At 67.8% G+C, this 12,332-nt stretch carries 13 protein-coding genes and 2 pseudogenes; 6 read left to right on the forward strand and 9 right to left on the reverse strand.

What is annotated here, in order from left to right:
- Window positions 1–143: 143 nt before the first annotated feature.
- The 9 genes and pseudogenes from ACZ7EG_RS38055 to ACZ7EG_RS38095 form a co-directional block, all read right to left on the reverse strand.
- Entirely contained in the window at window positions 144–1,394 is a 1,251-nt protein-coding gene (locus tag ACZ7EG_RS38055; protein ID WP_471089095.1) for an acyl-CoA dehydrogenase family protein, read from the reverse strand.
- An 86-nt stretch (window positions 1,395–1,480) separates the two neighbouring features.
- Entirely contained in the window at window positions 1,481–2,122 is a 642-nt protein-coding gene (locus ACZ7EG_RS38060; protein WP_471089097.1) for a GAF domain-containing protein, read from the reverse strand.
- Complete coding sequence (locus ACZ7EG_RS38065) at window positions 2,122–2,709, reverse strand: GTP-binding protein (protein ID WP_423515564.1); 588 nt, start codon at window positions 2,707–2,709, stop codon at window positions 2,122–2,124. Before ACZ7EG_RS38065 ends, ACZ7EG_RS38060 begins: the two co-directional genes overlap by 1 nt.
- 52 nt (window positions 2,710–2,761) lie before the next feature.
- On the reverse strand, window positions 2,762–3,175 hold the full coding sequence (locus ACZ7EG_RS38070; RefSeq protein ID WP_471089100.1) for a DUF742 domain-containing protein: 414 nt from the start codon (window positions 3,173–3,175) through the stop codon (window positions 2,762–2,764).
- Complete coding sequence (locus tag ACZ7EG_RS38075) at window positions 3,172–3,687, reverse strand: roadblock/LC7 domain-containing protein (RefSeq protein WP_471089102.1); 516 nt, start codon at window positions 3,685–3,687, stop codon at window positions 3,172–3,174. Before ACZ7EG_RS38075 ends, ACZ7EG_RS38070 begins: the two co-directional genes overlap by 4 nt.
- A gap of 74 nt (window positions 3,688–3,761) precedes the next feature.
- Entirely contained in the window at window positions 3,762–5,282 is a 1,521-nt protein-coding gene (locus tag ACZ7EG_RS38080; protein WP_471089104.1) for a sensor histidine kinase, read from the reverse strand.
- A gap of 152 nt (window positions 5,283–5,434) precedes the next feature.
- Window positions 5,435–5,602 carry a zinc-dependent metalloprotease gene (locus ACZ7EG_RS38085; protein ID WP_471089106.1) on the reverse strand — a complete coding sequence of 56 codons (168 nt, stop codon included), beginning with the start codon at window positions 5,600–5,602 and terminating at the stop codon, window positions 5,435–5,437.
- Window positions 5,603–5,862: 260 nt separating this feature from the next.
- A pseudogene (locus tag ACZ7EG_RS38090) lies at window positions 5,863–6,117 on the reverse strand (trehalase-like domain-containing protein); the annotation flags it as partial.
- Window positions 6,118–6,214: 97 nt separating this feature from the next.
- Complete coding sequence (locus ACZ7EG_RS38095; RefSeq protein WP_471089108.1) at window positions 6,215–7,015, reverse strand: TauD/TfdA family dioxygenase; 801 nt, start codon at window positions 7,013–7,015, stop codon at window positions 6,215–6,217.
- A gap of 167 nt (window positions 7,016–7,182) precedes the next feature.
- Here ACZ7EG_RS38095 and ACZ7EG_RS38100 point away from each other — a divergent pair, with 167 nt between their 5' ends.
- The 6 genes and pseudogenes from ACZ7EG_RS38100 to ACZ7EG_RS38125 all read left to right on the forward strand — a co-directional run bounded on the left by ACZ7EG_RS38100 (window position 7,183) and on the right by ACZ7EG_RS38125 (window position 12,148).
- Window positions 7,183–7,650, forward strand: coding sequence for an NUDIX hydrolase (locus ACZ7EG_RS38100; RefSeq protein ID WP_471089110.1), 468 nt, complete (start codon window positions 7,183–7,185; stop codon window positions 7,648–7,650).
- 159 nt (window positions 7,651–7,809) lie between these two features.
- Complete coding sequence (locus ACZ7EG_RS38105) at window positions 7,810–8,850, forward strand: helix-turn-helix domain-containing protein (RefSeq protein WP_471089112.1); 1,041 nt, start codon at window positions 7,810–7,812, stop codon at window positions 8,848–8,850.
- Between the two features lie 208 nt (window positions 8,851–9,058).
- Window positions 9,059–10,225 (forward strand): helix-turn-helix transcriptional regulator, encoded by a 1,167-nt coding sequence (locus tag ACZ7EG_RS38110; protein WP_471089114.1) that lies wholly within the window; start codon window positions 9,059–9,061, stop codon window positions 10,223–10,225.
- Window positions 10,226–10,251: 26 nt separating this feature from the next.
- Complete coding sequence (locus ACZ7EG_RS38115) at window positions 10,252–10,965, forward strand: 5-formyltetrahydrofolate cyclo-ligase (RefSeq protein ID WP_471089122.1); 714 nt, start codon at window positions 10,252–10,254, stop codon at window positions 10,963–10,965.
- 102 nt (window positions 10,966–11,067) lie between these two features.
- Window positions 11,068–11,356 (forward strand): annotated as a pseudogene (locus ACZ7EG_RS38120) (IS630 family transposase); the annotation flags it as partial.
- Window positions 11,357–11,971: 615 nt separating this feature from the next.
- On the forward strand, window positions 11,972–12,148 hold the full coding sequence (locus tag ACZ7EG_RS38125) for a helix-turn-helix domain-containing protein (protein ID WP_471089124.1): 177 nt from the start codon (window positions 11,972–11,974) through the stop codon (window positions 12,146–12,148).
- The last annotated feature ends 184 nt before the right edge of the window (window positions 12,149–12,332 follow it).

A 12,332-nucleotide genomic window follows, 5' to 3' on the forward strand; every position in this document is an offset into this window, starting at 1 on the left:
CACGTGTGGTTCCGTTTTTTTCTCTTTTTGGGGGGAGGGCCCTCCCAGAGGAGTGGAGACCGCCGCCCCACGCGGGGCCCTTGCTCCGGCCCCCCGGGCCCGTGCGCGGCGGTCTGGATTCACGGGATGCCGCGCACGGGGGCTCATGCGGCGGTGGGGTCGGGTCGTGCCCAGGCCGCTTCGGCGAGGCGTTCGGACCACTGGATGTGGTCCTCGTCGAAGGCGGCGTCGGCCAGGCGTATGCGCTGGACTTCGCCGGTTCCGGCCGGTGGATAGGTGTGCTGGATGTCGCGCCACAGGCGCTGGAGGACGTAGTCGCGGTCGAGGGCGTGGGCGCCGTGCAGTTCCATGGCGTCCTGAGTGGACTGCATGGCCCACTGGTGGCCGAGATACTTGGCGTTGATCAGGTCGGCATCGCAGGGCAGGCCCTGGTCGAGGAGGTGCACGGACTGGTAGGCCAGGATTCGTCCGGCGCGCAGGCGGGCCTCCATGTCACCGATGCGGTCCCGCAGGACCGGCAGATCGGACAGGGCGCCCCGGTAGCGGGCGCGCGCCTTGAGGCGGGCAGTCGTGGTGGCCACGACCGCCTCGTGGATCCCGAGGCTGAGCGCGGCCAGGTTGGGACGGCCGTACAGGATGCTGCTGCTCTGGGCCACGCTCAGCCCCTGGCCGATCTCTCCGACCACGTTGTCCTCGGGGACGCGGACCTGGTCGAGGTCGAGGCGGCCGGCGGAGAAGCCGTGCAGGCCGAGGCCGGGACGGTGGTCGGAAATCGAGACCCCGGGTTGGTCGGATTCGACCATGAACGCGGTCAGCGCCTGGGAAGTACTTACGCCGGCCTCGGCGGTTCGGGCGACGACGAGGTGGGCTCCCGCGAGATGACTGTTGCCGATGTGGACCTTGCTGCCGGTGATCACCCATTGATTGGCGGCGCGTTCGGCTGTGGTTTCGATGCCGCCGATGTGTCCGCCGGCCCGCGGTTCGGTCACGGCGATCGACAAAAGAAGTGAACCGTCCGCCACCCGCGGCAGCCAGCGGCCCTTCTGTTCATAAGTGGCGAAGTGCAACAACCCGCCGACGGGGATGAGGGTCGCCTGCAGGATGGCCGCGGCAGCCGCCGAGACCCGCGCGATGCGGTGGACCAGGACCGTCTTGGCCACATGGCCGGCGCCAAGACCGCCGAAGGCGGCCGGGACGGTGACGGCGAACCAGCCCCGTGCGGCCATCAGGTCGGCGACCTTGCGCTCCACCCTGCCCGGAGCGGCCTCCATACGTGCGGCGCGCGGCGCGATGTGCTCTTCCGCGAAGGCGTCCGCCTCGTCCCACAGCAGTTCGTGGCGGGCGGTGAGGTAGGGACGCAGCGCCGGTGGCGGAGTGGTGGGTGTGGCGGGCATGGTCGTCTCCCTCTCCCTGGGTGAAAGTCGCACAGTGGAGCGGCCGGGGATCGCCTGCGGCTCCCGGGTGGGGGTGGTGGAACGGCCTAGCGGACGGGCGCGTGGGCGATGTGGTCCATCACCTGGGCGCCGGCGTTGATGACGATGTCTCTGAGCCGTCGGGCCTCGCTCAGGGGCCGATTCTCGGGGTCGATGACGCACACCGTGCCCAGCACGGTGCCGCTGTCGTGGATGAGCGGTGCGCCGAAGTAGGAGCGGATCCCGACCGCGTCGACCACGTCGTTGCCGCTGAAGCGCGGGCTGGCATGCACGTCGTGCAGCGGGAGTGCCTTCTTGCGGGCCATGACCTCCGGGCACCAGCCGTGGTCGCGGCTCATGGTGCGGCCGACGATGACGTACCCGCTGTCCGCGGGCGGCTGGTGCAGCCCGACGAAGGTCTGCTCCTCCAGGAAGAGATTGACGAACCCGTACAGGAATCCGGCCTGCGTGGCCATGTCGCGTGCCAGCTCGTCGAAGTCCTGGCGGGCAGCGGTGGGCACGCCCAGGCGCTCGAGCAGCTCATACCGCCGAGCCAGTTCGGTCGTCTGCTGGTCCTGCGGGCCGGTGACGGCAACGTCGGCCGAGACGGACGGCGCAAGGGCGATGTCTCGCATGTTGCGTCGCGGCAGTGACCGGGTTGCTGGGGCGGTCTGCGGTACGAGGTAGGGGTCGTTGGGCTGATATGACATCAGGCGTCCTGGAGGGTGGTAGTGGCTGCTGGGCGAGCGGGGCCTGCCGATGCGTTCTTCACGGCGTGGCCGACGAGGGTCAGCAAAACGCCGGCGACGTGGTTCGGGTCGCGGGCATCGCAGGTGACCACCGGCGCAGAGGTGGGGAGTTCGAGGGCGGTGCGGACCTGTTCGGGGTGGTAGCGGTGTGCTCCGTCGAACTGGTTGATGGCGACGACGAAGGGCAGGCCGATGTCTTCGAAGAAGCTGACGGGGGTGAAGCTGCTTTCCAGGCGGCGGGTGTCGACCAGGACGACCGCGCCGACCGCTCCGCGGGAGAGGTCGTACCAGAGGTCGACGAACCGGTCCTGGCCGGGCGTGCCGAACAGGAACAGTTCCAGGGGCACAGGTGCGTCCGGCAGGCTGAGGCGGCCGAAGTCGAAGGCGACCGTGGTGGTCTGCTTGGCCTCGACGCCTTCCAGGCTGTCCACGTCCGCGCTCGCCTCGGTCAAGTACTCCTCCGTGGTCAGCGGCGTGATCTCGCTGACGGCACCAACGGCGGTGGTCTTGCCCGCGCCGAAGCCCCCGGCAATCACGATCTTCAGCACAGTCGGTGCACCGGCCTGCGGGCGCGACGGACTCCGCAGCGCCACGGTCGAGTCATCCGGCCTGGGGGTAGGCGATGGCATCGGGCCACTTCCTCTTCAGGCCCACAGAGAGGGCCGCCAATAGGTGGGTGGTGGGACGCTCATCCGCGTCTGCGTCGGAGGCGGCATAGGCATCGGCGACGGAGACGACCAGGGCGTCGGCGTCCAAGAGGTCCGAGACGAGGATCTTGACGGCGGTGACGTGGCGGCCGAGTCGGCCCGCCAGCTCGGTCACCGAACGCCGGCGCTCTCGGCACAGGGTGAGGATGTCTTCGCATTCCTCGGCCTGGCCCGGGCCGGGTCGCCCCGGCCCGGCGTCCAGCACGGTTTCCAGGCCCAGCAGGTGCCGCGGCTTGGTGCGCCCGCGCGTCAGCGTGTAGGTCCGCACGAACGTCGACTCCTCGGCCGAGCGGCCGTGTGCGGTCACCGGACCTCAGCGCCCGTGCCGACGCGGACGGGGATCTGCATGTAAGGAGCGAACTTCTGGACGAGGCGCCCCATCTCGAACCCGACGGTGCCCGCGTCGGCGTCCGTGGTGGCGATGACGGCGAGGATCGTGTCCACCTCACCGCGTTCGTTGCCGGGATGGCCCTCGAACGCTGCGCTGCACCCGGCGCTCTGGACAAAGAACAGGCAGTCGCCTCGCTCGATGATGACTTGCCTGGCCGGCCTCTTCTTGTGGCTGGGGCCGGTGATGTTCGTCGCGAGGGAGGCCACTCCGCTGAGCGCGGCCGACAGTTCGTCCGCCCAGTCCTTGTCGACGTCGCTGTCCAGCAGCCGCAGTCCGTCGCGCGACAGCAGGACGGCGTGCGTGACGCCCGGAGTCTCGGAGGTGAAGTGACGCAGCAGCCAGGCCATGTTGTCCCGTTGACCGCTTGCTGTCGTCTCGGATGCGGGCGCGTCGCTGGTCACGTTGTCCATCGCGGGGTGCATGCTCATAGGGATCGCTCCAGAAAGGGGAAAGTGCCAGCGGATGTAACGGGCCACCGGAAATGTGGAAGGAAGGGCGAGGCTCAGGGCTTGGGCTGCTCAGCCGATGCGGGGGGAGATCCGGCTCTCCCGCCAGCCTGGATGCCGTTACGGAAGGCGGCTGCAAGCCCTGGCGTCGCCCCGGCCACGGGGACCTGCTCCCGCTCGCGCGGTGGACGGAACGAGCCGACCTGACGTCTACGCGTGGGAAGAGCAGGCGCATCAGCAGAGTGACCTGCCTCTGTGGCTCCCGGGGCCCCTGAGGTGCCGGAGTGTGTGACAGGGCCTGCCGTCGGGATGGTGGGAGGCGCGGCAACCTGCCGCGTCGGCGATGTGGAGGGACAGGCTTCCTTGGGCAGCGCGCCTGCGTCCTCGATCGCGGGAAGCGCTACCAGGAGCCGTGCCGGAATGACGACCAGGGCGGTGGTGCCTCCCGTCACGTTTTCCTGCAGGAGAACGGACAGCCCGTGTGACTGGGCAATCTTCGCGGCGACCAGCAAGCCGAGCTGGCCGGCTCGGACCTGCCCGCTGACGTCGACCTCGTCGGGGGCTTTGAGGAGCCGGTTCATCTGTGCGCGCGTCTGCGGATGCATGGGGATGGCCCGGTCCTCGACCTCGATCGCCAGCCCGTTCGCCACCCGCTGCGCCCGCACCATCACCTTCGTCGCCGGATCGGAACACTCACAGGCGTTCTCGATCAGCTCGGCCAGCAGGTGCGTCAGGTCCGGACCCACATGGCCGGGGAGACCCAGCTGGGCGCCCACCGACCCGGCCGCGACGGCCACACGCGGATACTGCACGACCTCCGAGACCGCGCCGCGCAGCGCCGTCGCGACGGGAACAGGCCGGCGCACGCTGCGCAGGGACTGCCCGCCCAGCACCGCCGTGCTCTCGACCTGGCGACGCATCCGGGTCACAAGGTGATCGATCTCGAAGATCTTGGCCAGCAGCTCCGGGTCGTCGGTCAGCATCTCCAGCTGGCTCAGTGCCTGAAGTGCCTTGCCGACCAGGGCGTGCTCGCGCATGGCCAGACGGCGCAGCACCTCCAACAGGACGACGGACTGGGACTCGTCGTGCACGCGTATCAGAGAGGCGATGGCCTGCACCTGGAGTGCACTCAACGCCTTGCCGATCTCGGTGTTCGGACTGGCCGGCTGCGGCGTCTGCATGTCCGGCAGCGGCGGGCGTCCTCCGCGGCAGAGCTCGTCCGCCGACCACTGCACCGACTTCGCGACGGCCGCCGCTGCCCCGGTGACCGCTGTCAGCGCCGCTGCCCGGGCCTCCTCCACGACTGCCTGCGCCGTTCCTGCTGCCGTGCGTGCTCCACGGTCCGCCACCAGCGCGATGCCGGCCAGCCCGCAGACGAGGCCGAGCAGGAGCCAGCCGGAACCTATCGCGGACGTCGACCAGACGGTGAAGGCAGCTCCCAGCAGCGCGGCAAGCAGCAGCAGGGGCAGGGCCACGGCGCGGCGGACATGATGCAGGGCAAGCGCGTCGATGGTTGGTGGCCGCCGTCTGTGGTGGCCGGCCGGGACCGGACGTAGCGGGAACGCACTGTCAGGCATGGGGAACCTCGTCAGTGGGGGAAGGGCGGCTCGAACGAGCTGCGACCCTGGGTCTTCACTCATCTGTTGCGGTCTTCGCGATGCCGGGAAGGGCGTAGGTTCCACGCCCTCCACAGCGAGGTCCAGAGGCACACTGCGGGGCACGCAGCTCCTCATCCGAAGCGTCGTTGCCAGAGATCCGGCGTGCCCGTCTCTGCCTTCGTCGGCACCAAAGTGGGGTCGGTCCACACCCGGTTGAAGGTGTCGAGGCCTCGTGTGTCGATCACGCGGGCCACGCTGTCGGTGGCCGGGCGCTGCTGCTCGACGGCCCTGGCGTGCATCGGACTCGCATGGAGTTTGAGGCAGCGGTCGGAGGCATGGGCACTGGCCTCGTCGGTCGACACCGGATGCCCGAAGAGCTTGGTGGTGATCTGCCGATCGACCCAGTAGGCGTGACCTCGACCGGGAACGGATAGTCCCGGTCCGCAATGCCGCGCTGGGCCGGGAAGTAGCTGTCCTGCGCTGCCCACACCGCGCCGTCGCTGGCCGCATTTTGGGCCAGATGCGTCATCTCGTGCCCGAGCAGCTTGTGCAGAACCGGGATGTCATCCAGCCGCCCCGAGTCACCGCAGTACCGGCGCTCGGCGACCACTCCGGAGCCGGACCGGTCAGCATGCGCGGCCGGAGCGATCCGCCAGGTGCCGTGTTTCTGCGTGCCGAGCAGGCCGGCGAAGACGGCCGGCGCGTCGAAGCGGGGCAGGCACAGCCAGTCGATCGAACCGTCGTCGCAGACGTGGGTGCTGGTCTGCATGTCGCCGATCAGGCCGTACTGCTCGATACGCGAAAGGCGTTTCATCGTGTGGATCTCCGTATGCCCCGCGACTCCGGGGACGGCTTGGGGGCCGCCGTAGCGGCCGGGGACAGTTGGCGATGGATTGCGAGATCGGAAGTTGTCAAACGACGTCGTTGGTCTTGGGCAGGGAGATTCCGATGGAGTCCGGCGTGAAGCCCGCCTGCGTGGGGACCAGCGGGTCTCCAAGGGCACGCAGGCACAGACGGTCGCCGGAGAAGGCGGCCCGGGCGTGCAGCCAGCGGTGGTTGTCCAGGACGTATCCCTGGCCCGGCTCGAGGCGCATGCGCCGCTGGCATCCTGTGATCGCGCGCCTGAGAAACGGCAGGTAGGGGTGGACGATCGGGCTCCACCGAGCCAGGCCGTCCTGCCGGAGACGGATGGATACACGTCCGCCGGCATGGACGGTGAAAACCTGAGAGGGGTGTCCGGCGCCCGCGCCGAAGTAGGCAGTCCGGGGCTTGGAGAGCACGACGGCTGCGTCCCGCCCGGCGGCGCACAGGCTGGCGAGGGCATCGTGCCCGTCGGCCAGCAGCACTTCACCGCCGTCGTCGGCGGGGCGCAGGCAGACGAGCAGCATCAGCCGCGGCGGATGGGGCACGCCGGCGCGTTCCGTGTGCGCCTCCAGCTCGCCGTGACCGAGTCCGGCGAAGCCGACGCGGTGCGCATGGGTGCCCGTGTCGTAGATGGCGGTGAGCCCGTCGGGGCCGCTGTGGGGGTGCGGTGCGATCCGCATCAACTGTTCGGCGAAGGCGAGCACCGCCTGACGGGACATGAGCCCGTCGACGGTCACCAGACCAGTGTCCTGGAGCCGGGCAGCGCACGCATCGGCAGCGTGCGGTGCCCGGACGTCAACGTAGTGGGACGCGAAGAGCGTCGCGGAGCGAGCGGGGGCAACGCGCATCGACGTGCTCCTTAGATCGGCTTCTGTGCGGACAGACTGGAAGTCGCCGAGGCCCCGGTAAAGCGACTGATTGTCGACTCGGGTAAATCGCCCGGCTCAGGCACACGTTGTGCGCACCGTGCTACGTTCCGGGAGCCGGGATCACCCACCCCAGGACGAGGACCGCGATGACGTACACGCCGCCCCTGTGGCCTGTCTCCGTGAAGGGCGTTGCCCTCGACGCGCAGCATCGCGTGCTGTTGCTCAAGAACGAGCGCGAGGAGTGGGAACTGCCCGGCGGGCGCCTGGAGATCGGGAACTCCGACGGCGCTGTGCCCACCGATAACAGCCCCGAGTTGGCGGTGGAACGAGAGATCCGCGAAGAGACCGGCTGGGTGGTGAAAGCCGGGCCTCTGATCGACGGAGGCGTGTGGATCTACGAGCCCATCCCCGGCCGGAAGGTCCTGATCGTCACCTATGGCTGCACGGTGCTCACACCCGACCAACCGCCCGTCGTCAGCCAGGAGCACAAGCAACTCGGCATGTTCGCCGCCGAGGAAGTAGCGACTCTCAACATGCCAGAGGGCTACAAGCGGGCCGTGGCCATGTGGTACCGCCGCGACGCCGTCGGCCTGGACGACTACGAGCGGATGTAGCCAGCCATGGTCGGGGGAGAGTCCGCCACAGGCCCAAGCCGTGAAGCCACTGGATCCCGCCCGACGGCTGAGCACGCCCAGTGGCACTGGGCGACACCGCAGGCCGAACTCGTACTGGCGACAGGGGATCTGGCTCCCATCCTGCGCTTCTACAGGCGGGTGCACAGACTGAACCAGACCGAGCTCGGTGAACTCCTCGGCTACGACAAGACCTACATCTCCGCGCTTGAACTCGGGAAGCGCAGCTTGGACGACGTAGGCTCCCGGCGCCGTGTCTGCGAGTACCTGCGCCTGCCGCCGCACGTCCTCGGAGTCACGGACGTGGCCGACACCGACCACCGGGCCATGGTGCAGTTCGGCGAGTCCACCGTTCGGCTCGCCGAGATCGCCAGGCAGTCCGGACACGCAGCGGAGGCCGTCTCCGAGCTCTGGCCGCTGGTCGCCCGGCTCGAAGCCCGTGTCGAGGAGGGGCATACCGAGCGAGAGGTACTCCATCTGCTCGCCCGTGCCCGGGTAGGGCTCGGCGTCGCGCTGGGCAACGTCCTCCCGGAAGAGAGACTGAGGACGGCTGCCCGTTGGACCGCCAAGAGCCTGGATCTCGTGGAGTACTTCGAGGAGCCGGCGCTGACGTCGTACGCACTGCGAATGCACGGGAACGAACTGCGCAAGGCACGCCTCGTCGGTGCAGCCGTAGAACGTCTGTGCCGCGCCGCTGCCCTCGCGCCGGACGACGACAACCGTGCCGCCGTTCTGCCGCTGCTGGCCCGGGCGGCCGGCGCGTTGGGCAACGCGGAGCTGTTCGGCCGAGTGATGCGCGAGACGGAAGACCTGCTCTCCTCGGTGGACCACACCAGTCTGTTCAATCCTTTCTCGCTGCATGAGATCCGGCTCCGGGGACTGATCGCCACTGGACAGGTGGACACGGCCATACGGCTGGTCGAGCACAGCCCGGTGCCCACAACGACGGTCGCGCCCCAGTGGCGGGTGATCGAGCTGGTGACGGTCGCGCACGTGCAGCTGCTTGCCGACGACCGCAGCGGCGCGATGGAGTCTTTGGACATCGCGGTGCGGGAGGCGGCGGTGCAGAGGCTTCCGCACCAGCTTCAGCGCATCATGCGAACGGCCACGGGCCGCCTGCCCGAGATCCACGACACCGCTGCGCAGGCTCTGGATCGCATGCGCTGCGAGATGGCGGCCTGACCTGATGGCGCGCTCGCAGGCATCAGCACGTGGGCCCAACACCGTCATGGTCCTTCTTCGTCTGGAATGTGGAACTCCAGACAACCGGGCCAACTCCTGCGCTTCCAGAGCAGAATTGATGCGCCGGTGATGCATCCATGTGGCATCGACGGGCATGACCTGGGTGTCTGCCGCGTCCTGGACGTTGAAGGAATACGGGGGCTGTGACATGGCACGCAGACGGCAGAGGCTTGCCCAGCGGCGCCAAGCGATGGGCCTGACGCAGGAGGGCCTGGCCGAACACCTCGGCGTGGATCGATCCACTGTCGTGCGCTGGGAGGCGGGAACGGCGTCCCCACAGCCGTGGATGCGTCAACGCCTCGCCGAGACACTCGGGGTCTCGGTCACCGAAGTCGTCGAACTGTTGCAGCGGGAGACTGGCCCATCCCCTGGGCGCCCCGCGCTTCACGAACCGACGCGCTCCGGCACTGCCCAGGTTGACCTCACGTCTGTGGCAGAGCTCCGGCGCGAGTACGACGAGCTCGCGGCCTCCTATGATCAGGCCCCGTCGGCGAGCTTGCTGGCGAAGGGGGGAGAGCAGCTCAGCCTGATCACCCTCATGGCACGGAAGGGCCCGCGTGGCCGCGCGGAGAGAGAGCTTCTGGCTCTCCGTGCGGATGTGCTCACACTCATGGGACAACTCGTCTGGGACGCTTCACAGAGGCGGGACCACGCCACAGCACGTGGCTTCTACGACGAGAGTGTCGGTGTCGCCCGGCGGCTGCGAGATCACACCCTCGAAGGACGCGCACTCCTGAGGACGTGCTACGTCGAGCTCTACGGCGCCCAAGACCCGCGAAGCGGCCTGGACTTGGCCCTGCAGGCAGCCAACACAGCCCGGACCACCAGCCCAGCCGTCACCGGACTGGCACTCCTCCATGCCGGGGAGGCGCACGCCATGCTCGGCGAGGCGAGCGACTGCGAGAAGGCTCTTGCCCAGGCCCAGCAGCAGCTGGAACAGACTGACGGGATGGACGCGGCCGCCGATCTCGTGTCCTCGACTCAGTTCGGCCGCTTGGCAGGGTCGTGCTACCTCTCACTGGGACAGCACCGGCGTGCGCAGAAGTTCCTTGAGACGACGGCCACAGAGCTGCAAGATCGTCGGAAGTCACGCGCGATCGTGCTGGGAAACCTTACGCTCGCCTATATCCGGCAGGGCGAGATCGACGGGGCCGTGGCTACGCTGGCCGAGGCCATCACCGAGTTGGAGAGGACACGGGGCGGTGGAGGGCTGAATGTGGTCTTCGGGGCCGCGCGCGAGCTGGGGCCCTGGCGGAACGAGCGAATCGTCGCCGACGTCCACGACCGGCTGTTCGCTCTCATGACGACGGCGTAGGAGTGAGGAGAACCTGGGTGTCAGCGATGCAAGACGATGCCAAGCAACTCGTACGGGCCCAGGTGTGGAACGCGCTCGACGCGGCCGGCGCCGTGTACGACGACACCGCCCACGGCCGCATCCCCAACTTCCGCGGATCGGAGGAAGCCGCCGCCAGGCTGGCTGAACTGGAGCGCTGGAAGAAGGCCGGAGTCGTCAAGGCCGTGCCGGACAAGGCCCAGCTGCCAGTACGAGCACGCGCCTTGGAGGAGGGCAAGCTCGTCTACATGGCCGTGCCGAAGCTGGCCTCCGCCAAGCCGTTCTACCTGCTCGATCCCGCCGTCCTGGACGTGCCGTCGATCGAGGCAGCGAGCAGCAAGGTAGCGGCCACGATCGCACCTACTGTCGAGGTCGACGCCCTGCGGCCGGTGGATGTTGTGGTCCTGGGGAGTGTGGCCGTCAATCGGGATGGTGCCCGTATCGGTAAGGGGGCCGGTTACTCGGACCTGGAGTTCGCGCTGCTCACGGAGGCGGGGCTCGTGGGAGCAGAGACGCTGGTCGTCACCACCGTTCACTCGCTACAGGTGATCGACACCCCCATCCCGGTTACGGATCACGACGTGAACGTCGACCTGGTGATCACACCGGAAGACGTCATTCAGTGCACTTCGCCGCGAAGGCCCGGAGGAATCCTCTGGGATCACCTCGATGAAGGAAAAATCGCTGAGATTCCCGCGCTGCAAGCGCGGGCAAGGCGGTAGCAGTACTCGGAATTACTGCTGCCGGTCTGCGCTCAGTCAGTACCGAGGGCAAGCGCCGACTCTGTTCCTGTCGCGTTACTGGAACATGCTGACCGCAGCGGGCAGCCCGGCGTCCCGATCGTGCTCGTCTGGGACCACTCCACAAAGTCGCCGAGCTGCGGCGGTGTGCGACGGCCCGGGACTGGCTGAGCATCTACTACCTGCCGCCCTGCGCTTCCGACGCCATCCGGTCGAGCGGATCCGGTCCCTCCTGCGACGCGGCTGGCTTTCCAACGTCGCTTTCAGTACCTCGGAACACCTCGTCCAGCATATCCGGCTCGGCCTACGGCACATCCAGTACCGCAGCCACCTCGCAGTTGGCATCCTGGCAGAGACCGGCAGAGCAGCCTGAGCGCCGAGACGGCATTACGAGTTCACCTCAGCAACCACGTTGCCTCACCTGCCGCCGGGCTTGCCCTCCCAGGGCGGCGGAGACTTCTGAGGCTACGCGTTCCTTGTCGAGATCCTTCCAACCCCCAGCCACGAAGCACACGAAGACCGCTTGAACCGGCTCGGCCTGGACTCGCCGACCAGTTCGACCGCGTTGCCTTCCATGCAGCGTGGGTCAACTCCGCGTTGCCACCGTCCTAGTCAAGAACTGACGCATCACTGCACGCCACCGTCGTTCTCTCCGGCTGACCTCAGCCCCTCGCAGGTTCAAGGCGGCGCTGCAACAGGCGGACGACGTCAGGAAGGCCGCGCGTATTGCTGCCGTACAGGGTTCAGCTTGAAGGCTTACTGGCTGATTAGCTGGGCGGCGGTCGAGGACTCGGTCCGGCCGGGAGCAGCGCAACATAGCCGACGATCGCCGGTTGGCCAAACCGGCGATCCTGCGGAGTATTGACGCTGATCGCGCCCGGCATCTAGTCGGGTTATGGAATTAACCTAACGCTACTTGTCAAAGGCCGCTTGGCGCGGCCGAAACGGTATGCGAATGGAGTCGTGACAGGCCATGATGGGGCATTTTATGGATATCAGGGAAACGGCCGAGTATCTGAATGTGTCCGTCTCTTGGTTGTATAAGAACGCCCAGCGCTCGGGATTGGCGATCTACAGGTTCGGACCGGGTCCAAATTCCAAGATTCGATTCAGGGTTTCAGAAGTTGAATCCTGGGTGAAGCAGCAACAAGTGATGAGCGGGTGAATTAGTGCGGTCCGTCTTGCGGGCTCAAATCGTCAGCTCCTTCCTTTGCTGAATTCTGGAAAGGTTGTTTGATCTCGTTGTCGGGTTCGTTGGTTCGTGGGATGGGGTCGTTTTTCAAGGAGTGTGAGCATCCGCGGTCGCGGTGGTCGAAGTGCTCTCACTCGTACAAGATCCGGTATCGGTC

The sequence above is a fragment of the Streptomyces sp. NPDC037100 genome (assembly GCF_055606225.1).